We start from the raw sequence: 21,503 nt of genomic DNA, 5'->3' as shown, positions 1-21,503 counted from the left end.
GAAAGCCAAGGGATCGGCCGCTGCACGATCGGCGATCCCACGGAAATCAGGGAGAGAACAATGAACATTGCCCCGGGCAAGAGCGCCGTCAGCAATATCCCGTTCGACCAGGCGAGGGTCGACCGGCTGATGGAAGAGGCCGGCATCGATGTTCTGCTCGCGACGTCCAAGCACAACACGCAGTATCTGCTCGGCGGCTACAAGTTCATCTTCTTTGCCGCCATGGATGCGATCGGCCATAGCCGTTACCTGCCTGTCGTCGTCTATGAAAAGGGTGGGCCCGATCATGCCGCCTATATCGGCAACCGCATGGAAGGCGCCGAGCACCAGAACAACCCGTTCTGGACGCCGACGCTGCATGCCGCCTGCTGGGGCACGCTCGATGCTGCCAATCTTGCGGTCGAGCACGTGACGAAAATCGGCAAGGTAGGCGCCCGCATCGGCATCGAGCCGGCCTTCCTGCCGTCCGATGCTTATGCGCTGATCCGCAAGGCGCTGCCGGACGCGAAGCTGATCGACGCGACCGATATGCTGGAGCGCATGCGCGCCATCAAGACGGACGCCGAGCTGGAAAAGCTGCGCATCGCCTCCGAGCTGATCACCGATTCCATGTTGGCGACCATCCAGTGGGCGCACGAAGGCAAGACCAAGGCCGAGATCATCGAGCATCTGCGGCGCGAGGAGACCAATCGCGGCGCGCATTTCGAATATTGCCTGCTGACGTTGGGCGCCAGCCACAACCGTGCGGCGTCACCGCAGGCGTGGAAAAAGGGCGAGGTGCTGTCGATCGATTCCGGCGGCAATTATCACGGCTATATTGGCGACCTCTGCCGCATGGGCATTCTGGGCGAACCGGATGCCGAACTGGAAGATCTGTTGGCCGAGGTCGAGACAGTGCAGCAGGCGGCGTTCTCGAAGGTGAGCGCAGGCACCGTCGGCGGCGATATGATTTCGCATGCCGAGGGCGTGCTGAAGGCCTCCAAGGTCGCGCCCTATACGGATTTCTTCGCCCATGGCATGGGGCTGATCACGCATGAGGCTCCGTTCCTGATGACCAACCATCCGGTGACCTATGAAGGCACCTATGCCGCCAAGCCGCTGGAGACAAACATGGTGCTGTCGGTGGAGACGACCATGCTTCACCCGACGCGGGGGTTCATCAAGCTGGAGGATACGCTGGCGGTGACGGATGCGGGGTATGTGATGTTTGGGGATCGGGCACGGGGGTGGAATAGAGGTGGGATAGCCTAGCTCGGCGCTACCCCCTCACCCGGATTGCCATCCGAATTGCGAAGGGCAATTCGGGGCTATCCGACCTCTCTCCGAGGGGAGAGGAGTTTGCGCCGGCGCTGGCTTCTGCCTCTTCTCCCCTCGGGGAGAAGGTGGCCGCGAAGCGGCCGGATGAAGGGGGCCTTTCGCGATTACTTCCCCGCCGGGATCAGCCTGAAATCCGGCAGCTCCCGCAGCACCAGTTCCGGTCCGGCCGGCGAATAGACGACGAAGAGCTGCATCGGCCCATCGCCGGTATTCAGCGTCGAATGGAAACGGCTTTCCGGCACATAGATGGTGCAGCCGGGGCCGACGTTGGCGACGACCGGATTGCCCTCCTCGTCCTCGACCATCTGCTCGCCATTGCCTGAGATGACGAAGATGATCTCTTCCGCGCCGGGATGGTTGTGGCGCGTATGGCCCTTGCCTGAGGGCAGGTCGACGACACCGCCGGAAAAGCGCTCAGCGCCATTCACTTCAGGCGCCACCGTCAGCGACAGCTTGCCCCAGTCAAAGCCGAAGGCGCTCACGTCCTTCGGGTATACGAACACCTTGCTCTTGTCGGTCATGATCTCATCCCTTCTTTTTCTTCTGGTCGTGCGGCGTGACGGCCTTGAAATCCGCCGTCTGCCTGGCGATCGCGGCTTCAGCCGGCAGCCGTTCCATCGAACTCGCGCCATAAAAGCCGTGCAGGCCCTTGCAGCTGTCGAGGATGTAGCGGGCATCATCCGGCATCGAGATCGGCCCGCCATGGCAAAGCAGGATGACATCCTTGCGCACCGAGCGCGCCGCGTTGGCGATGGCGTCGATCTCGACCACGCAGTCGTCGAGCGACTTGGCCGACGTGGCTCCGATCGAGCCGCCGGTCGTCACCCCCATATGGGCAACGACGATGTCGGCGCCGGCTTTTGTCATGGCGCGCGCCTCGTCGGGGTTGAAGACATAGGGCGTGGTCAGAAGATCGAGCTTGTGCGCCTCGGCGATCATGTCGACCTCCAGCCCGAAGCCCATGCCGGTTTCCTCAAAACTCTGGCGCATGCTGCCATCGAACAGGCCGATGGTCGGGAAATTCTGCACGCCGGAAAAGCCCATCGTCTTCAGCTCGGCAAGCAGCAGCGGCATGATGACGAAGGGATCGGTGCCGTTGACACCGGCCAGCACCGGCGTCTTTTTGACCACCGGCAGCACCTCGTAGGCCATTTCCTTGACGATCTCGTTGGCGTTGCCATAGGCGAGCAGGCCGGCAGCCGAGCCGCGCCCGGCCATGCGGTAGCGGCCGGAATTGTAGATGATGATGAGGTCGATGCCGCCGGCTTCCTCGGCCTTCGCCGACAAGCCGGTGCCGGCGCCGCCGCCGACGATGGGCACGCCGTCGGTGATCATCGCCTTGAACTTCTTCAATATGTCTTTGCGCGGTATTGCGGGCATTTGTTGACTCTCACTATCTGGCGATGTCGAGGAAGGCCGCGGTTGCGGCTTTGGCAAATTCCGGATCGTTGATGTGCAACGGCAGGCGTGTGACGCGGCGCGTGGCGCTCGGCCTGATGGTGCGCTCGATGGCATCGAACAGCACGGCGTCGGCTTCGAGGTCGAAGAAGGCGCCGCCCTCGATGTCGAGTGCCGAGACGCCTTTTTCGGGGATCAGGAAATGCACAGGGCCGTCGCAGCGAGCGAGCCTGGTGCCGATCCACTCGCCTATGCCGCGGCATTCATTCGCCGTGGTGCGCATAAGCGTGACGTTGGGATTGTGCTCGTAAAACAGCCGGCCCCTAAACTTCTCGGGAATGGTCGGCGGCGCCCAGAAATTGACCATGTCCAGCGCGCCGACCGAGCCGACATAGGGCAGCTTGGTGCGGGCGATAGCGCCGAAGCGGTCTTCCGTCGCCGGCAGCACGCCGCCGAACAACAGGTCGCAGACTTCCGTCGTGGTGATGTCGATGACGCCGGCGAGCAGGCCCGAGTCCGCGAGCTTCTCCATCGAGCGGCCGCCGGTTCCGGTGGCGTGGAAGACCATGCAGTCGTAGTTGGCGCGCAGCTGGTCGGCGATGGCGGTCACGCAAGGCGTGGTGACGCCGAACATGGTGAGCCCGAGTGCCGGCTTGCCGGTGGCAGTCGGCGCCGGCCTGGCGGCCATGCCGGCGATTGCCTGCGCCGCATTGTGCAGCACGACGCGTGACAGCCGGTTCAGTCCCGCCATATCGGTGACCGATGGCATCATGATGATGTCGGAGACGTCGACATAGGGCGCGGTGTCGCCGGAGGCGAGCGTCGAGACCATGATCTTGGGCAGCCCAAGCGGCAGCGCGCGCATGCCGGCAGTGATGATCGACGTGCCGCCGCCGCCGCCAATGCCGATCACGCCTGATATGTCGTCGCGCGACTGAATGAAACTGGTGAAGGCGGCGCCCATGCCGGCCACTGCCGTGCCGCGATCATCGATGCCGAGCACGCCACTGGCTCCACCCGGATGATGCGCCGCGACCTCGCTGGCCGGGATATCGACCGGCACCGTGGCACCGCGCGTTCCGATGTCGACGCGGGCAACCGAACTGCCGGTGGCGGCAATAGCATCGGCCAGGAAGGCAAGTTCCTCGCCCTTGGTGTCGGCTGTGCCCACCACGTAGATGCGCTTCATCGCGTTTCTCCCGTCACCGGCCGACCGGCGCCGGGCCGCCTGTCGCCCTTTGCCGGCCTTTCGGTAGGCAAAGGTCATTGCAATTTTTTGAGACGCGCGTATCGTATTGACATGGAAGTCTCACGTCAACAAGCCGCTGGGAACGACGACGCCAACGAGGCTGCCGAACGCGGCCCGCGGGCCCGCACAAAACGGCTGATGCTGGAGACGGCGACGCGGCTGATGCAGGCGGGCGTCACCCCGTCTGTCAGCGAAGTCGCGGAGGCGGCGCAAGTGTCGCGCGCCACCGCCTATCGCTATTTCCCAAGCCAGGCAGCCCTGGTGCAGGCGGTGGTCGACGAGGGGCTTGGGCCGATCCTGACCTGGCAATCGACGTCCACCGATGCCGGGCGCCGCGTCGCCGAACTGTTCGACACCGCCATGCCGCGCATCGAGGCTTTCGAGGCAACTTTCAAGGCGGCGCTGAAACTGTCGCTCGACCAATGGGCGCAGCGGCAGGCGGGCACGTTGGACGGCGAACCGCAATTCACGCGCGGACATCGCGTCCAGCTGCTGAAGGACGCCATCGCACCGCTCAAGGGCCGGCTGCCGCCGCGCGAGTTCAAGCGACTGGCACAGGCGCTGTCGATGATGTTCGGCGTCGAAGTGCTGATCGTGCTGAAGGATATATGGGAGCTCGATAGCCGCGGCATGCGGTCGGTCGCGCAATGGGCGGCGGGCGCCCTTGTGCGCGCCGCAGTGGCGCAATCAACGGCTGAAATCGATGCGGCCCCGACAGCGGCATTGGCGAAATAGCGCCAATCTGGTTCGACCAGATTTGGATGCCCACTATTGATGTTAACCGGGATGGCGGTGCCGAAACAAGGCTCTCCTATATCAACGAGTGGGAAAATTCAGGGAAAACAGTCGGATACACGAAGAATCCGGTTATACAAGGTCCGGTGGTGGTCCAAGAAAGAGCTTGACGGCTATCTAAAATTGGTAATACCAGATTAGGAAAGAAAAGGCGGATCGAGAATGACAGCCGCAGTCCATTTCGGCAGGGCGAGGAGAATCATACGGATGGCGCGTGTTCCGTCCGCACGAGGTGGCGCATCGTGACGCAGACGTCGCCTCGCGCCAGTGCCGGCAAGGGGATTGCGCTGCGCCTCGATGGGCTCAGCAAGGCCTATGGATCCGTGCGCGCCATCACCGACCTGAGCTTCGCCGTCGACGAAGGCCGCTTCTTCGTACTCTTCGGGCCGAGCTCCGTTGGCAAGACGACGACGCTGCGCACTATCGCCGGCCTCGTCCAGGCCGACTCCGGCACGCTTGAGATCGGCGGCCGCGACATGACCCATGCGCCGATCGCCGGCCGAGGCATCTCGATGGTCTTCCAGTCTTTCGCGCTTTACCCCCACCTCACGGTCTATGACAATCTCGCCTATCCGCTGCGCGAGGAGAAAGCCGCGCGCGCCGAGATCGACAAGCGGGTGAAAGAGACCGCCGAGATCCTGAAGCTGACACACCGCCTGAAGGCCAAGCCGGCAACCCTGTCCGGCGGAGAGCAGCAGCGCGTCGCGCTCGGCCGCTCCCTGATCCGCCGGCCAAAGATTCTTCTGCTCGATGAGCCGCTCACCAATCTCGACGCCAAGCTTCGGCACGAGACGCGCGCCGAGCTGAAGCGGCTGCACCGCCAGTTCGGCATGACCGTGATCTATGCCACGCCGGACGAGCTCGAGGCTCTCTCGATGGGCGAGACGATCGCCGTCATGCGCGATGGGGGTATCGTCCAGATCGGCACGCCAGACGAGCTTTACGAGCAGCCGATCAATACCTATGTCGCCAGCAAGATCGGCTCGCCGCACATGAATCTGTTCACGGCCTCGGTGCGCGCCGACACCAGATCTTTCGACACGCCGCTCGGGACTCTGGTTCCGGCGACGGCGCCAAAGACTGCCGATGCCAACGAGGCCGCGCTGATCGGCATTCGCCCGAGCGACATTCGGCTCGCCGCCAAGGGCGAAGCCGGGGTTGCCTCGAAGGTGCATCTGGTCGAACCGCTCGGCGACATAACGATCGTCTCGGTCGAGGCCGGCGGCGAGATGTTGCGCATGGTGCTGCCGGAAGCGATCGCCGCCAGCATCAGGACCGGCGATTCGGCATCGATCGCCATCGATAACAGGAAAATCCACGTCTTCCGCGCCGCGAGCGGCCAGGCAATGACCTGACGCGAACGGCGAGAAGCAATCCGGTTAACCAAGGGAGGAAACGCGAATGACGGCGATGACCAAAGTGAAAGGGCTAGCGACAGCCGCAAGCTTCGCTGCCACGCTACTGGTGGGAGGCGTGACCTATGCCTCTGCCGAAGAAGTGACGTTGACGATGGCGGTGCCGGATTGGCCCCCGACCCGCATTATGAAGAAGTTCTTCGACGAGCAGTACAAGCCCAAGTCTGGCAATACTGTGAAGCTCGATGTGGACTTCATTCCGTGGCCGGATTTCTACACCCGCGTCAACGCCTCGTTGACCTCGGGCGAAAAGAAGTACAACTTCATCGTGTCGGACTCGCAGTGGCTGGGCGCCTTCGTCGAAGGCGGCTACTTCCGCAAGATCAACGATCTCATCGATGCCGACCCGGAACTCAAGGCGACGATGGAGTCGATGCATCCCGCCGTGCTCAACGCCTACTCGACCTATCCCAACAGCACGCCGAACTACTACGGCTTCCCGCAGTTCCCGGACGTGCTGGTCACCTACGGCCGCAAGGACGTGCTCTGCAACAACGACGAGCAGGCCGCCTACAAGGCGAAGTACAATGAGAAGCTGCCCTGCACCGGCGAAGAAATCGACGCCATGGACTGGAACACGTTCGAGCATGTTGGCGAATTCTTCCAGCGCAAGAAGGGCGACAAGCTCGCCGGCCAGGTGCTGGATGACGATTTCTATGGCATCGCCTATCAGGCAGGCAAAGGCTACGACTTCTCGACGAGCTCGGTCCACACGTTCGTCTGGGAGCATGGCGGCGGCATCTGGGATGAAACCAAGGCCCCGACCGGACATGCCGAAGGCGTCGTAAACTCCCCGAAGTCCATCGAGGGCATGGAGCATTTCCTCAAATTGCTGAAGTTCATGCCGCCGGTGGTCAAGACCGGCACCATGGACATCTTCGTCTCGGACCAGTTGTTCCGTGAAGGCAAGGTGGCCATGAACATCGACTGGATCGGTCTCGCCGAAGCCTCGCTCGATCCCAAGACGTCGAAGGTTGCCGACAAGCTGGTGTTCGGATTGGCGCCAGGCCTGCGCGGTGCCGACGGCAAGGTGAATCGTACGTCACAGATCGGCGGACAGCCTTTCGTTCTCACCACCTGGACGACGCCTGAGCAAATCAAGGAAGCGGTTGGCTTCGTGAAGTGGTGGCTCTCGCCTGATATCCAGCACCAGTTCGCCGCCGGCGGCGGCCAGTCCGCGATCAAGTCGGTCTACAGCGATCCGAAGTATGTGACCTATCGTCCGTGGGACCGCGCCTGGGCGAACTCGCTCGACTGGCAGAAGGACATGTGGCACGTGCCGCAGTTCTTCGAACTGCTCACCCAGCAGCAGGACCAGTACGACCTAGCCATCACTGGCAAGCAGGACGCCAAGACCACCTTGGATAACATCGCCAAGTTCCAGGAGGACCTCCTGAAGAACGATGGTCTTATCCAGTAACCTTCCGACAAAGCTGCGGGGAGCGGGCAAAAGCCGCTCCCCGTCATTGCCACTTCAGGCGCTCCATATTTCGGACTCCCATGACCGCTGTTTCAAGCACGCTGCTGACACCACGCCTTACCGCGGTTGTTGCCCACAACTGGAAACTCGCCATCGCTGTCGCTGTCGTCGTGTCGGCCATATCAATGGCGGGCTTGCCTGCGGCTGTCTCCTTCTGGGTGGTGGGCGCCGCGGTGGCGTTGGTCGCGGCCGCATTTACCGTCAACGCGTATCGCCGCCACTACTTCGGCGCCTTGCTGGTCGCTCCGGCAATCGCCGTTCTGTTTGTGATGAATATCTTCCCCCTGCTGTGGTCGCTGGGCCTTTCGTTCTTCGCCTACCAGGCAAACCAGCAGACGATCCGCTTCGTCGGACTCGGGAACTACATCCGGATCCTTACCAACGATCTCGCTGCTCACGCGACTTGGGGCGCGCTGATCAATACCGCCATGTTCGTCGTGTTCACCGTCTCCGCGCAGATGATCGTCGGCTTTCTGCTGGCCATCCTGTTCGCCAAGCAATTTCCGCTGCGCAAGTATTTGTTGATCCTGGTGCTGACACCGATGATGCTTTCGGTTGTCGCCTCTGGCGTGTTCTTCACCTACTACTATGACCCGACATTCGGGATTCTCAGCTACGTCATCAATTCCATCTCCGGCAACCAGTTCATCCTGATGAGCAACAAAGTCGGTGCCGTGGCGGGAATCGTTTTCGCCGACGCATGGATGTGGTCGCCCTTCGTCATGCTCCTTGTGCTGGCGGGCCTCGTCTCGGTGCCGAAATACCTTTACGAGGCCGCTGCCATCGACCGTATTTCCAGCTGGCGGCAATTCTGGATGATCACCTTCCCCTACATCCGCGGCCTTCTGATGTTGGCCCTTCTCTTCCGCACCATCGAGGCATTCAAGCTGGCGGATCTCGTCATCCTCCTCACCAAGGGCGGCAACGACACGCTGACGATCTCCTATCACTTGATCCGCATCGCCAACGAGCAGAACAAGACGAGTGAGGGCGCGTCGATCTCCTATCTGATGCTGTTCATGGTGATCGTTCTCACCAACCTCTACCTGTACCTCGCAAACCGCCGTACGCAGGGAGCCTAACCCGTGACCGAATCGATATTGGGAAAGCTCGGCTTCCGCAGGGCCAGCGGAGTAGACGAGGCCGGCTGGGGGCGGACGCTCGCCGTGGCCGTCGTCGCCTTTATCTATTTTCTGCCGGTGCTGTTCATCATATTCACCGCCTTCAAACCGCAGGGCGACGCGCTTCTGGTGCCTCCGACGCTGTCGCCCACGTCGCTGTTCGGCTTGATTCCGGATCATTTTGTGTTCAAGCCCACGCTCGAAAATTTTGGGTCCGTCTTTTCTCGCTCGATGACGTCGGGCGGTGCCCCGGAAGCGACAGGATTCGACCGTTATTTCTTCAACTCGATCTTCATCGCCTCGGCTTCGGTGCTGCTGGCGCTGGTCATCGGCACCCTGGCGGCCTTCGGCTTCTCGCGCTATCCGCTGAAAGGCAATGACACCTACCTGTTCATCATCCTGACCACGCGCATGCTGCCGGCGATTGTGGTGATCATTCCGGTGATCCTGATGTTCCGCGTAGTGGGCCTGTCGGGCTCGTATCTCGGCATCATCATGCTCTACACCGCCTTCAACCTGGCCTTCACCATCTGGATGATGAAGAGCTTCTTCGATGAATTGTCGCCAGACGTCGAGGATGCCGCCCGCCTCGACGGATCGTCCGGAATGCGGGTGTTCTTCAAGATTTGCCTGCCCCAGGTCATTGCCGGGCTCGCCGCCACGTTCGTGTTCGGCCTGATCCTCACCTGGAACGAGTTCCTCTTCGCCCTCTTGCTCTCGGGGCCCGACACGAGGACGGTCCCGGTCGCCATGAACCAGGCCGTGTCGTCGGGTGGACGCGGCACCGACTGGACTTTGCTTGCCGCCATCGAAACCCTGTTCCTCGTCCCAGTCTTCCTGGTCACCTTCTTCTTGCAAAACCATCTGTTGCGCGGTGTTACCTTCGGCACGGTGAAGCGCTGAGATGTCAACCATCGAACTCCGCAAAGTCACCAAGCGCTTCGGCTCCTTCACCGCGGTCAAGGACGTTGACCTGTCGGTGGCCGCCGGTGAGGTCGTCTGCCTTCTCGGCCCGTCCGGCTGTGGCAAGACGACGACCTTACGCGTCATCGCCGGGCTGGAAAGCGTCACTGACGGCGAGGTCGTCGTCGCCGGCAAGGTGATGAACAAACTGCCGCCCGAAAAGCGCGACATCGCCATGGTGTTCCAGTTCTACGCGCTCTACCCGTCGGCATCGATCGCCGAGAACATCGCCTTCCCGCTCTATCATGACGGCATTTCCGGGGCTGAGCGGACTGCCCGCGTCAACCACGTCGCGGCGATCCTTCACTTGGAGCACGTTCTCGACCGGCTGCCGAACCAGATATCCGAGGGCGAAAAGCAGCGCGCCGCCATGGCCCGCGCCATCGTCCGCGACCCCAATTGCTTCCTCTTCGACGAGCCCTTGTCGCGTCTCGATGTCGAACTGCGCCAAACCATGCGTGGCCAGATCAAGGAAGTGCTGCAGGGCCTCTCCAAAGCGACCGTGATCGTGACCCATGACCAGCTCGAAGCGCTCACCATGGCCAACCGCATCGCCATCATGAAGGACGGCCTGATCGAGCAAGTCGGCTCACCGCACGAGGTATTTGCCAAGCCCGCCAATGCTTTCGTGGCGAGCTTCATCGGCACGCCGCAGATGAATCTTCTCGAGGCCGACCTCAAGGCCTTCGCCGATGGCACGGCGGATATGACCGTGGCCGGCATTAGTCTGGCGATCCGCACGGACGCGGCGGTCGCGCGCCTGCAGCCCGGCAAGGTGACGATCGGTGTCCGCCCCCGTGCTTTCACCGTGACCGATACGGGGGACCGTGACACCATCTCCGCCAGAGCCGAGCTCATCGAGCCCATGGGCGCCGAAACCCTTATTCATGCCCGCACGGCGGCAGGCGCCGACATCCGCGTCGTGGTGACGAGAAGCCAGTGGGTCAAGGTCGGCGAGGCGCTGAATCTACGCCCCGATCCCAGGCAAACCCATGTCTTCGATGGCGCCGGAAAGGCGGTGCGGTCATGAGCGACAGTTCTTCCGGCATGAGCCGCGGCGGCGCGTTCCGCCTCGAGCTCTTCATCATTGGCCTCGGCGTCTTGGCGCTGGTGCTGATCTTTCAACCCTTTTCCATCGGCCTGTACGCGGTCGGCAGCGGTCTCGTGGTGCTTGCCGGGCTCATCAACAACCTGCTGCCGTTGGCCCAGCCGGGCGTCAAGGTGCGCAGTGTGGTGACCGTAGCGCTGGTCGTGGCGCTGGTCTTCTGCATTGCGCTGCTGGTATCGATCACGGCGGCGCATCTCTACGGCGTCTTCTTCCTCAATCCACCGGACCCCAACACTCTCGCCGGCAAGGCGCAGCTCGCCACGCCGCCTTTCTACAAGCAGGCTTTCGTGTGGGAAATCGCCGCCGCGGCGGTGATTCTCGCGCTGATCGTCACCGCTCTCAACAAGACAGCGCGATGATCAGCAGCTGACGCTATCCGGCAGGTCGCGCTCGCGCCCGTCCGCGACGGTCGGTGTGCGTCGCCCTCTCAACTCTCACGCCGTCATCCTCCGGCTTGACCGGAGGACCCGACGCCGAGATCAAGGATCGTGTCGACCGCGCCGCCAAAACACTCAGGATCGAACATCTGCTCGACCGCAAGACCGATCGTCTGTCCGGCGGCGAAATGCAGCGCGTCTCTATCGGGCGCGCCATCGTGCGCAAGCCGCGCGTGTTCCTGATGGACGAACCGCTGTCGGCGCTCGACGCCAAACTGCGCGAGGCGCTACGCACGGAACTGAAGAACCTGCAGATCCAGCTTGGCGCCACCTTCCTGTTCGTCACCCACGACCAGATCGAGGCGATGTCGATGGGCGACAAGGTGGGCGTGCTCAACCATGGCCGCATCATCCAGACCGGAACGCCGCACGAGATCTACAACAATCCGCGCGATACTTATGTGGCCAGCTTCGTCGGCTCGCCGCCGATGAACCTGATCGATGGCAAGCTGGTCAACGGCCGCGCGGTGATGGCGCCGCTGAATTTCGAACTGCCTTTCTCTGGGGTGCCAAGGCGGGCGGTGCGACCGACGGTCGCCCGCTCGTCTTCGGTATTCGACCTGAGGATGTGTATCTTGAAAGCGGTGCGCCGGTCGAGGCACGCGTCCACGATGTCGAGAACCATGGCGTGGAAAAGATCCTGACTCTGCGGGTCGGCGACACGACGCTGCGCGCCACGGTGCCGGCCAGAACCGATGTCCAGATCGAGCAGCCGGTGCGCTTTGCCTGGAATCAGGACAAGGTGGTGCTGTTCGACAAGGGCAGCGACGTGAGCTTGCGGCACGCCAGCTAGTTGCGGTCGAACGACGGCGCCGCCTGACTATTTCTGGAAGTAGGTCTCGTAAGGCGTATCGTTGATCAGCAGGATCACGCACTCCGTCTCCGAGAGGCAGGCGTCGTCGTGCATCTCGTTGGCCTTCTGGGTCAAGTAGGATCCCGGCGGCAATTCGACCTTCGTCGCTTCGCCGCCGTCCATTTGCCAATGCGCCCACAGTCCCTTGATGACCACCGCGCGATAGTCGGCGGTGTGCGCATGAACCGGCGCGCGCCAGTTGCCGGGAACTTTCAGCAAGGTGCCCGCCGGGCCTTTGGCCCGGTCACCCCACAACGGGCCAAGGCGATGCGGCTGGTCTGGCACTTCGGCGACATAGGGGATCTTGTCGGCCGGGAGATAGCTGTCCTCGAGGGCAAAGGCGCGAGCGGGAAAGACGCAAGACGGCGAGCGCCAGAAACGCGCCGTCTTCGGCGGCCTGGTGGTCGACAATGCCGGTGTGGCCAGCGCCTTCGCCTATTGTGGCGCTGCGACCTTGCTGGCGGCGATCGTTGTGTTCGCGCGCGGCCCTAAGCGCGTCGAATAGCCGATAGCCATCCTTGGCTAAAGCAGCGGGCCCGAGAACTATCAAGGTTTTCGGGGCGTTGCTTTTGTGGTGAGAGGCCACCGTAGGGTCAGACCGCGCGGCCGTCGAAGTCGAAGACCGGCAGGCCGGTGGGATCGAAATCGGCGACGCAGTTGAGGTTGACGTAGGCGCTGCGTTCGCTGCCCTGACTGACATCCTCGGCAAAGGGATGGATGCCGCAGGTCCGGCAGAAGCGATGCGCCATTGCATGATTGCCGAATGTGTAGGTGCCGAGATCGTCGCCCCACGCCAGCACCGTCAGGCTGTCATGCGGGATGGCGGCCAACAGCGCGCCCTTGCGCGAGCAGATCGAACAATTGCACCTCACGGCGCCGGTCAGCTGCGCCTTGAATTCGAACGCAACCTTGCCGCAGTGGCAGCTGCCTTTGTACAGCATCAGTCCCTTCCTATCGCTGGCAGGTGCAAAGGCACGCTGTCCGGGCTATTCCTTCCGCTGACCTAGCGGCCCATATGCCTTAAAGACGCTCCACCTTGACGGAATCCGACATCGACATGCAATCAATCCGCGATCGTCTCGAGATCATCCTGTCACGTCTTGCCAGTTGCGCGGCAGGCGAGAAGGTGTTCACCAAACTCTATGCCGAGGCGGCGCGCGCAGCGGCCGAGGCCACCGATGCGCGCAAGAAGGCCGGCGTATCGCTCGGGCCGCTCGACGGCACCATCGTGTCGATCAAGGATCTGTTCGATGTCGCCGGCGAGCCGACCACGGCCGGGTCGCTGATGCTGAGGGACACCGCGCCCCGTCGGCACGACGCTGCGGTCGTCAGCCGTCTGCGCCAGGCCGGCGCCGTCATCATCGGCAAGACCAACATGACCGAATTCGCCTTCACCGCTATCGGCGACAACATGCACTACGGCACACCGGGCAATGCCGCCGACACCAGCCGCATTCCAGGCGGTTCGTCGTCGGGCGCCGCCGTGTCCGTTGGCGAGGGGACGAGCGACATTTCCATCGGCTCCGACACCGGCGGTTCGGTGCGCATCCCGGCATCGCTGAACGGCGTCGTCGGTTTCAAGCCGACGGCGCGGCGCGTGCCGCTGACTGGTGCCTATCCCCTTTCCGCGACGCTGGATTCGATCGGGCCGCTGGCGCTGAGTGTTGCTGCGTGTGCCCTGGCTGACGCCGCGATGACGGGCGAGCAGATGCCGCAACTGCACCTGCCGTTAGCGCTTGCCGGGCTTCGTGTCGGCATTCCGCGCGGCCTGCTTTTCGAAGACACGGAAACGGAGATTGCCGCCGCGTTCGATCGCAGCCTTGCCGGGATCGAGCAGGCAGGCGCGTGGCTCACGGACATTTCGATCGACGACCTCATTGCCGATCTGCGCCTGGCCACCAAACGCGGCTCGATCGCGGCCATGGAAGGTTCTGAAATCCATGCCGACTGGCTGGCGACGGGCGCATCGGTGCCGGTCGATCCCCATGTCAGCGGGCCGCTGTCGCGGGCGGCGGCCATACCGACGCCGGTTTATATCAGGGCAATGCGTCGTCGCGCGGCACTGTGCATAGCCATGGACGAGCGGTTGGGTTCGGTCGATGTGCTAGCTCTGCCGACCACGCCGGTGACAGCGCCGACTATCGTTTCGATGGCCGAGGATACGGCTCTGCGTGAACGCACCGAAGGTCTGCTGCTGCGCAATACCCAGGTCGCCAACCAGTTCGACCTCTGCGCGATCTCGCTGCCGATGCCCGGCATGACGCTGCCGGCCGGACTGATGCTGGTGGCGCGCAATGGCCACGACCACCATCTGCTGCGCATCGCGGCTGAAGTCGAGCGGCTGCTCCGATAGGCAGCGAGCCGTAGGTCGGCAGTCAACGTGCCGCGCAGCGCTTGCGCTCGCTTTTCTTGGAGGAGCGTTCGATTTTGGTAACGACCAGCATCGGCGGATCGTTCGGCTGGCCGCGATGCTGGATCGATCCTCGGACGACGAGTTTTCCAGCATAAAGCTTGTCGGAGAGGTCAGGTGCCGATCTGTCCAGCGGCGGCAATTCCGTAGTGTTGAGCTCCACGCCTTTAACGACATTGCCGGTGGTCAGATCCAGCGCATTGCCTGACGGGCAGGGCGCCATCATGCAGACGATCCCATTGCTGCAATAGACATAATCGCTGCTTTGTGCCGCCGCGAGCGAAGGTAAGGCCACGATCGACGACACTGCGAGAACCAGAGATGCGAAGCGAAAACCGGACATGGTTCACGCGTCCGCCGGGAACCGTCTGCGGTAATGCTCGACCACGTCGGGATTGCGCAGATTGACAGGCAGCCGGTTGGCCAGCACCAGCAAGGTCTCGCCGGCCGCGCCCACGCCCATGCGCATCATCGATTGCTCGGTAATCCCCGCCATATGCGGGGTGACGATAACATTGTCGAAACCGAAATAGGGATGGTTTGCCGGCAGCGGCTGCGTGGCAAAGACGTCGAGTGCGGCGCCGCCGATCCGGTCTTGGCGCAAGGCCTCGATCAGCGCCTCGTCGTCGATCACCGGTCCGCGCGAAATGTTGATCAAAAGCGCGTCCGGCTTCATGCGGGCAATGCGTTCGCGGCTGATCAGGCCGCGCGTTTCCGGCGTCAGCGGGCAGCAGAGTACGATGATGTCGCTCTGTTCGATCAGCGCATCGATCGACAGGAAGCCGATCCTGTCGGGTGCCGGCTGCATGCTGCGGGTCGTCGCCACGACGTCGAGGCCGAAGCCGTGCGCGGCGATATGGGCCACCGCCTGACCGATGGCGCCGAAGCCGATGATGCCGATGGTCTTGCCGGCAAGCTCGCTGGCATGGCTGGCGTGGTCGCGGCCGGCATTCCAGCCCTTGGCGCGCAAGTCGCGGTCTACCGAACGGAAGCGCCGAAGCAGGGCAAGGGCCGCGAACATCACATATTCGGCGACCGAACGCGCATTGACCGCCGGCACGTTGGCGACCAGCACGCCGGCCGCGGCCGCGGCCTCCATCGGCACCATGTCGAGCCCGGCACCGTGGCGGACCGCTGCTCTGAGTTTCGTGGCGTTTTCGAACAGCGACGGCGGCAGCGGTGCGCGAACGATGATGACGTCGGCATGCTTCGCCTCGGCCGTCAGCGTTGCCGCATCGAGCGCTGAGGCGACGACGAGTTCGCCGGCGCCCGCCAGCATGGCGGAGGCACGCGGGTGCAGCGTGTGCGTCGACAGGATTCTGGGCATGGGGCTCTCGCTAGTCGCAATTCTCAAAGGAAAGCGCCGCGCGCTTTTCCCAGAAAAACCGTTTCACACCTTTCCTGGAATTGCACTAGACCTTCTCAAGTGCCAGGCTTTGCGCTTGCGCCTCCCGGCCCTCGATGATCCCCTTCCAGTAGCTTTCCGCGCCTTGCAGGTGGGCGCTCATCAGCGCCTGGGCGAGATTGCCGTCGCGACGCAGCAGCGCCTCGTAGATCTGGATATGCTCGGCATGCGAGCGCACTGAGCGCTCGGGATCGTTGAAGTAGATCGGCAGCCGCTGCTCGCCCATCAGGTAATAGACACTGCAGATATTGTGGAAGACGCCGTTCTTGGTCGCCCGCACGATTTCGAGGTGGAATTCGCGGTCTTCCTTGGCGAGGCCTTCGCCGGCGGCGATGCACTCCTCCGAGGCTTTCAGGATCTCCCGCAGGCGTTCGAAATTCTCTTCGGTGGCACGCGAACAGGCAAGTTCGGCGGCCTTGATCTCGTGGATCTTGCGCAGTTCGACGGTCTCGTAGATCTGCACCGGATCGAGCGGCAGGCCCGCGCGGGCAAAAAGAGCCAAGGCTTCTACACTGGCCTGCCTGGTGTCGACATAAATGCCGGATTTGGCGCGGCGCTCGACGATGCGCATGGCCTCCAGAATGGCCAGCGCCTCGCGGATCTGGCCGCGGCTGACGACGAAATGCTCCGCCAGTTCGCGCTCCGAAGGCGTGCGGCCGGTCTCCTTGTCCGAATGGGCGAAGAGATAGGCGGCGAGCTCGGCGAGAAGGTTCTTTTCTTTCATCGTCAACCGCGTTGCGCGTGCGCCTCCAGGAACCGCTCCGAAATGGTGAATCCCAGACCCGGCTTTTCAGGGATCGCTATCATACCGTCCCTTGCTTCGACAGTCTCTTCGATAAGATCGTGGATCATCGGGTTGGCGCCGAGCGAATATTCGACGGTAAAACTGGCAGGCGAGGCCGCACAAACATGCAGGCCGGCGAAGAAGCATGGGGCGCCGGCCCACAGATGCGGGGCAAAGCGCAGATTGAAGGCACTGGCGATGGTGCCGATCTTCATCGCCTCGCTGATACCGCCGCAAAAGGCCGGATCCGGCTGGAAGATATCGGCGGATTTCAGCACCGCGAGATCGCGGAAGGCGTAGCGCGTCGCTTCGCTTTCGCCGGTGGCGATCGGGATCGAACCCGAGGCGCGCACCTCGGCCATACCAGCCTTGTCGTCGGCGATAACAGGCTCCTCGAACCAGGCGAGGTCGAGATCGCTGGCCAGGCTGATGAAGCGCTTGGCCTCGGCCACCGTATAGGTGCCGTGCGCGTCGACCATCAACTCGACGTCAGGACCGAGCGCCTGCCGTGCGGCGCGGACGCGGGCGGCGGAAATGTGCGGGGCGCCGTCCATGGCGCCGACGCGCATCTTCAGCGCCTTGAAGCCGCCTTTGGCGATGTAGGATTTGAGCTGCTCGCCGATAGCGTCGGCGGCAGCCCAGCCGCCGGAGGCGTAGGCCGGCATGCGGTCGAGCTTGCGGCCGCCGATGAGCCGCCACACCGGCTGTCCCAACGACTTGCCCAGAATATCCCAGAGCGCGATATCGACGGCGCTGATTGCCGCAATGCTCATGCCGCGCCGCGCCAGCTGCGGCATGGCATGGCCAGCGCGCGCGGCACTGTCATGGCGCACGCCGTTGTAGAGCATCTCCCAGATCATGCCGATGTCGGCGGGGTCGCGGCCGATCAGCTGCGGCCCGACCTCGTGATTCAGCATGTAGACCAGCGCACCATAGCTGCCGGCGCTGCCGGCGGCGTTCTTGCCCTCGCCCCAGCCGATCAGCCCGTCGTCAGTCTCAATGCGCAGGATGGCGGCGTCGAACGTCGTCACCTGGCCAAAGTCGCTGCGATGCTGCTTCGCGGCCTCAATCGGCACGCGGACCCACCACGCCTGGACCGTTTTGATGCGCATCCCGATCGGCTACTTGATTAGCGGCAGCAGCGTTTCGGCCGTGATGCGCATCTGGTCGGTGTAGAATTTCTCCGTCAGCACGCTGGAGCCGTGATCCTGGATGAACTTCAGCTGTTCGGGAGAAATGTCGACCGGATTGCGCTCGACCATGTCGGGATAGGGCGCGGCGGGTGTGCGGTCGACGGGCGCGACGAATTCGTTCGTCAGCGCGCCGTCATAGCCGACTTCCTTCAGCGTCTGCACGATCCGTGGCCAATCGATCTGGCCAAGGCCGGCGGCAAAGCGGTTGTTGTCGGCGACGTGGAAGTCGAACAGCCGTTTGCCGACCTGACGGATCGCGTCATGGACGTTAAATTCTTCCATATGGATGTGATAGGCGTCGAGGCAGACGCCGCATTCGGGGCTGACCGCATCGGCCAGGGCCAACGCCTGCGCGCCGCGGTTGAACAGATAGGTCTCGAAGCGGTTGAGCGGCTCGACCGCGATCTTGACGCCGACCTTCTTGGCATGGGTGAAGCATTCGCGGGTGGCGTCGACCACCCACTTCCATTCCTCTTCCTCGGTGCCGTCCGGTACCACTTTGCCGACGGTCGCGGGCACCAGCGTTATGATCTCGCCATCAAGTTCGCTGACCATGGTCAGCACGTCCTTGACGTACTGCACCGAGCGTTCGCGCTGGCCCTGGTCCCTGGCGGCAAGGTTGCGTTCGCCCAGCATCAGCGTCACTGACCCCCAGCAGCGGATGCCGTATTCTTTCAGCAGCGCGCGGGTCTCCTTGGTCTTGTATTGCTCGGGCTCGCCGGAAATCTCGATCGACTCGTAGCCGAATTTCTTGATGCGCTTCAGCGTCACCTCCAACGGTTCCGCGCGCATCCAGTTGTGCGTCGAAAGATGCATGGTCTATCCTTCCCAGAATTCGTCTGTGCCAGTTCGCCTGCGATGCGCCCCACAAGGCGCGTCGCGTGTTTCCTCCCCAAGGCGCTCCAGCGTTTTTGCGCAACTGGTTCGACCAATTGGGCCCTAATGGAGGTCTACAGCAATTTTTGTCGCGCGGCAAGAACCGCCGCCATGCGATATCGGCATCTGTGTACCGTATTGATTATGCTGGTATATATCGCCAAAAATGGAATGCCCTGGCAGCTTTGCGCGTGAGTCAAATGGCTTGACCCATTTTCGGTATTTGGTAATACCAGAATGCCGATACGAGAATGCACATCGCAAGAGACCAAAGAGGCTGGCCCTGCTTTCATCAGGCGCTATGCTTGGTCCTTGGAAAAATGAATTGGGAGGATGCCGATGCCGTCGACAATGAAGGGTCCGGGGCTGTTTCTGGCGCAGTTCGCGGGGGATACCGCGCCGTTCAATTCGCTGGCCTCGATCACCAAATGGGCGGCCGGTCTCGGTTACAAGGGCGTGCAGATCCCGACCTGGGATGCACGCCTGTTCGACCTCAAGAAGGCGGCATCTTCCAAGACCTATTGCGACGAGGTGAAAGGCATCTGCGCGGATGCCGGCGTCGAGATCACCGAACTGTCGACGCATCTTCAAGGGCAGCTGGTGGCGGTGCACCCGGCCTATGATGCCCAGTTCGACGGCTTTGCACCGCCTGCGGTGCACAACAACCCCAAGGCCAGGCAGAAATGGGCGGTCGAACAGATGGAGTTCGGCGCCAAGGCCTCGAAGAATCTTGGCCTGAAAACCTCGGTGACGTTTTCCGGCGCTCTGGCCTTCCCGTATCTCTATCCCTGGCCACAGCGGCCGGCCGGGCTGATCGAGGAGGCCTTTGCCGAACTCGGCAAGCGCTGGAAGCCGATCCTCGACGTCTATGACGAGAACGGCGTCGACGTCGGCTATGAGATCCATCCCGGCGAGGACATCTTCGACGGCGCCACCTTCGAAATGTTCCTCGATGCGGTTGGCGGCCACAAGCGCTGCAACATCAACTACGACCCATCGCATTTCCTTTTGCAGCAGCTCGACTATCTCGAATTCATCGACATCTATCACGAGCGGATCAAGGCCTTCCATGCCAAGGATGCCGAGTTCAATCCGACGGGGCGGCAAGGCGTCTATTCCGGCTATCAGAGCTGGACCAATCGCGCGGGGCGATTCCGCTCGCTTGGCGACGGGCAGGTCGATTTCGGCGGCATCTTCTCCAAGCTTACCCAGTATGGCTACGATTCCTGGGCGGTGCTGGAGTGGGAGTGTTGCCTCAAGCATCCGGAGGACGGCGCGGCCGAAGGCGCGCCCTTCATCCAGCACCACATTATCCGGGTGACGGAAAAGGCCTTTGATGATTTCGCCGGCGGCACCACCGACAAGAAGATGCTGCGCGCCATGATGGGTATTTGAGACAAGCAGGAGAAAGACATGGTCGGCGCATCGAAGTCGGAAGCGGGAGGCGGCCCGATCCGCTATGGCATGGTTGGCGGCGGCCAAGGCGCCTTCATCGGCGCGGTGCACCGGATCGCGGCGCGCATGGACAATGACTTCGTGCTGGTGGCCGGCGCCCTCTCGGCCAATCCCGAGCGCGCCAAGGCTTCCGCCGCCGAACTCGGTCTCGACCCGGCGCGCAGCTACGCCTCCTATGCCGAGATGGCCAAGGCCGAGGCCACGCGCCCGGACGGCATCGAAGCGGTGGCGATCGTCACCCCCAACAATGTGCACGTGCCGGCGGCCAAAGCGTTTCTCGAGGCCGGCATCCACGTCATCTGCGACAAGCCGCTGGCGACGACTTTGGCCGAGGCCAAGAAGCTCGCGGCCGTGGTTGAAAAGACCGGCAAGGTGTTCGTGCTGACGCACAATTACACTGCCTATCCGATGATCCGGCAGGCGCGCGAGATGGTGGCCAAGGGCCAGCTTGGCGACATCCGCATCGTGCAGTCCGAGTACCCGCAGGACTGGCTGACCGAAGATCTTGCCGCCACCGGCCAGAAGCAGGCGGCGTGGCGCTCCGACCCCAAGCAGGCGGGCGCGGGCGGCGCGCTCGGCGACATCGGCACGCACGCCTACAATCTGGCGCGCTTCGTCTCGGGTCTGGAGCTCGGTTCGCTGTCGGCCGATCTCGACGCTTTCGTGCCGGGGCGGCTGCTCGACGACAATGTCAACGTCATGCTGCGCTTCAAGCCGGTCGGCAAGGTGCATCCGGCCAAGGGCATGATCTGGGCGAGCCAGGTGGCGCCGGGCCACGAGAACGGGCTGAAGCTGCGCATCTATGGCTCTAAAGGCGGGCTGGAATGGGTGCAGGCCGATCCGAACTATCTCTGGTACACGCCGTTCGGCCAGCCCAAGCAGCTGCTCACCCGCAACGGCGCCGGCGCGCTGCCGGTTGCGGGACGCGTCAGCCGCGTTCCGTCTGGCCATCCGGAAGGCTATCTCGAAGGCTTCGCCAACATCTACCAGGAGGCGGCGCGCGCGATCCGCGCGGCACGCAAGAAGGGCGGCAGACCGGGCAAGGACGTGGTGTTCCCGACCATCCAGGACGGCGTCGAAGGTATGGCGTTCATCGAGGCCTGCGTGAAGTCGTCGAAGAAGAACGGGGCGTGGACGAAACTTTAGGTAGCGCCGGCGCCAAGTCTCTTCTCCCTTCGGGGAGAAGGTGGCCGCTAAGCGGCCGAATGAGGGCGCATGGTGCGAGGTGCGAAAGAAACCAGCGC

General features: G+C 62.9%; 21 protein-coding genes and 1 pseudogene. 12 read left to right on the top strand and 10 right to left on the bottom strand.

Features of this window, described 5'->3' with window-relative positions:
• Positions 1-60 precede the first annotated feature (60 nt).
• Positions 61-1,251: a M24 family metallopeptidase gene (locus NKJ18_RS04365; RefSeq protein ID WP_352757850.1), complete on the top strand. Its 1,191-nt coding sequence runs from the start codon at positions 61-63 to the stop codon at positions 1,249-1,251.
• A 170-nt stretch (positions 1,252-1,421) separates the two neighbouring features.
• Here the strand turns inward: NKJ18_RS04365 and NKJ18_RS04360 are convergent, their stop codons facing one another.
• From NKJ18_RS04360 to NKJ18_RS04350, 3 genes are read right to left on the bottom strand one after another with little or no spacing between them, the layout of a single operon-like run.
• Positions 1,422-1,838 (bottom strand): cupin domain-containing protein, encoded by a 417-nt coding sequence (locus NKJ18_RS04360; protein WP_023826310.1) that lies wholly within the window; start codon positions 1,836-1,838, stop codon positions 1,422-1,424.
• Positions 1,839-1,842: 4 nt separating this feature from the next.
• Complete coding sequence (locus NKJ18_RS04355; RefSeq protein WP_023826311.1) at positions 1,843-2,697, bottom strand: phosphoenolpyruvate hydrolase family protein; 855 nt, start codon at positions 2,695-2,697, stop codon at positions 1,843-1,845.
• A 13-nt stretch (positions 2,698-2,710) separates the two neighbouring features.
• Positions 2,711-3,904: a Tm-1-like ATP-binding domain-containing protein gene (locus tag NKJ18_RS04350; protein ID WP_023826312.1), complete on the bottom strand. Its 1,194-nt coding sequence runs from the start codon at positions 3,902-3,904 to the stop codon at positions 2,711-2,713.
• A gap of 111 nt (positions 3,905-4,015) precedes the next feature.
• On the opposite strand from NKJ18_RS04350, the gene NKJ18_RS04345 reads away from it, so the two are divergent.
• From NKJ18_RS04345 to NKJ18_RS04310, 8 genes and pseudogenes are all read left to right on the top strand, one after another.
• Positions 4,016-4,699: a TetR/AcrR family transcriptional regulator gene (locus NKJ18_RS04345; RefSeq protein ID WP_023826313.1), complete on the top strand. Its 684-nt coding sequence runs from the start codon at positions 4,016-4,018 to the stop codon at positions 4,697-4,699.
• A 302-nt stretch (positions 4,700-5,001) separates the two neighbouring features.
• Positions 5,002-6,114: an ABC transporter ATP-binding protein gene (locus tag NKJ18_RS04340; protein ID WP_031195479.1), complete on the top strand. Its 1,113-nt coding sequence runs from the start codon at positions 5,002-5,004 to the stop codon at positions 6,112-6,114.
• Positions 6,115-6,160: 46 nt separating this feature from the next.
• Entirely contained in the window at positions 6,161-7,594 is a 1,434-nt protein-coding gene (locus NKJ18_RS04335) for an ABC transporter substrate-binding protein (RefSeq protein WP_023820492.1), read from the top strand.
• 80 nt (positions 7,595-7,674) lie between these two features.
• Positions 7,675-8,736 (top strand): carbohydrate ABC transporter permease, encoded by a 1,062-nt coding sequence (locus NKJ18_RS04330; protein WP_023835039.1) that lies wholly within the window; start codon positions 7,675-7,677, stop codon positions 8,734-8,736.
• A 3-nt stretch (positions 8,737-8,739) separates the two neighbouring features.
• Complete coding sequence (locus tag NKJ18_RS04325; RefSeq protein WP_023728572.1) at positions 8,740-9,678, top strand: carbohydrate ABC transporter permease; 939 nt, start codon at positions 8,740-8,742, stop codon at positions 9,676-9,678.
• Position 9,679: 1 nt separating this feature from the next.
• Positions 9,680-10,768 (top strand): ABC transporter ATP-binding protein, encoded by a 1,089-nt coding sequence (locus NKJ18_RS04320; protein ID WP_352757849.1) that lies wholly within the window; start codon positions 9,680-9,682, stop codon positions 10,766-10,768.
• Positions 10,765-11,205: a hypothetical protein gene (locus NKJ18_RS04315; protein ID WP_352757848.1), complete on the top strand. Its 441-nt coding sequence runs from the start codon at positions 10,765-10,767 to the stop codon at positions 11,203-11,205. Before NKJ18_RS04320 ends, NKJ18_RS04315 begins: the two co-directional genes overlap by 4 nt.
• 113 nt (positions 11,206-11,318) lie before the next feature.
• Positions 11,319-12,076: pseudogene (locus tag NKJ18_RS04310) on the top strand (ABC transporter ATP-binding protein); the annotation flags it as partial.
• Positions 12,077-12,103: 27 nt separating this feature from the next.
• On the opposite strand, the gene NKJ18_RS04305 reads toward NKJ18_RS04310, so the two are convergent.
• Both NKJ18_RS04305 and NKJ18_RS04300 read right to left on the bottom strand, forming a co-directional pair.
• On the bottom strand, positions 12,104-12,547 hold the full coding sequence (locus tag NKJ18_RS04305) for a DUF4437 domain-containing protein (RefSeq protein WP_352757847.1): 444 nt from the start codon (positions 12,545-12,547) through the stop codon (positions 12,104-12,106).
• Between the two features lie 182 nt (positions 12,548-12,729).
• Positions 12,730-13,077: a GFA family protein gene (locus NKJ18_RS04300; RefSeq protein ID WP_023815725.1), complete on the bottom strand. Its 348-nt coding sequence runs from the start codon at positions 13,075-13,077 to the stop codon at positions 12,730-12,732.
• Between the two features lie 116 nt (positions 13,078-13,193).
• Between NKJ18_RS04300 and NKJ18_RS04295 the strand changes: the two genes are divergently transcribed.
• Positions 13,194-14,489 (top strand): amidase, encoded by a 1,296-nt coding sequence (locus NKJ18_RS04295; RefSeq protein WP_352500401.1) that lies wholly within the window; start codon positions 13,194-13,196, stop codon positions 14,487-14,489.
• Between the two features lie 22 nt (positions 14,490-14,511).
• Here the strand turns inward: NKJ18_RS04295 and NKJ18_RS04290 are convergent, their stop codons facing one another.
• The 5 genes from NKJ18_RS04290 to NKJ18_RS04270 all read right to left on the bottom strand — a co-directional run bounded on the left by NKJ18_RS04290 (position 14,512) and on the right by NKJ18_RS04270 (position 18,744).
• A complete protein-coding gene (locus NKJ18_RS04290; RefSeq protein WP_245260934.1) occupies positions 14,512-14,853 on the bottom strand; it encodes a hypothetical protein in 342 nt (113 codons plus the stop codon).
• A gap of 39 nt (positions 14,854-14,892) precedes the next feature.
• Complete coding sequence (locus NKJ18_RS04285; protein ID WP_023686626.1) at positions 14,893-15,873, bottom strand: NAD(P)-dependent oxidoreductase; 981 nt, start codon at positions 15,871-15,873, stop codon at positions 14,893-14,895.
• Positions 15,874-15,958: 85 nt separating this feature from the next.
• Positions 15,959-16,675, bottom strand: a complete 717-nt coding sequence (locus NKJ18_RS04280) for a FadR/GntR family transcriptional regulator (RefSeq protein WP_023686625.1) — start codon at positions 16,673-16,675, stop codon at positions 15,959-15,961.
• Positions 16,676-16,677: 2 nt separating this feature from the next.
• On the bottom strand, positions 16,678-17,847 hold the full coding sequence (locus NKJ18_RS04275; protein ID WP_023683009.1) for a mandelate racemase/muconate lactonizing enzyme family protein: 1,170 nt from the start codon (positions 17,845-17,847) through the stop codon (positions 16,678-16,680).
• A 9-nt stretch (positions 17,848-17,856) separates the two neighbouring features.
• The gene (locus tag NKJ18_RS04270; RefSeq protein WP_023692016.1) at positions 17,857-18,744 is read right to left on the bottom strand and encodes a sugar phosphate isomerase/epimerase family protein; all 888 of its coding nucleotides are present in this window, start codon (positions 18,742-18,744) and stop codon (positions 17,857-17,859) included.
• A gap of 399 nt (positions 18,745-19,143) precedes the next feature.
• Between NKJ18_RS04270 and NKJ18_RS04265 the strand changes: the two genes are divergently transcribed.
• Together NKJ18_RS04265 and NKJ18_RS04260 are read left to right on the top strand one after the other, a co-directional pair.
• Positions 19,144-20,199, top strand: a complete 1,056-nt coding sequence (locus NKJ18_RS04265) for a sugar phosphate isomerase/epimerase family protein (protein WP_023733624.1) — start codon at positions 19,144-19,146, stop codon at positions 20,197-20,199.
• A gap of 18 nt (positions 20,200-20,217) precedes the next feature.
• Entirely contained in the window at positions 20,218-21,405 is a 1,188-nt protein-coding gene (locus NKJ18_RS04260; protein WP_352757846.1) for a Gfo/Idh/MocA family protein, read from the top strand.
• Positions 21,406-21,503 lie beyond the last annotated feature (98 nt).

The organism is Mesorhizobium sp. M0217 (genome assembly GCF_040321955.1).
Taxonomy (GTDB): Bacteria; Pseudomonadota; Alphaproteobacteria; order Rhizobiales; family Rhizobiaceae; genus Mesorhizobium.
This window is presented reverse-complemented; position numbering and strand designations above follow the sequence as displayed.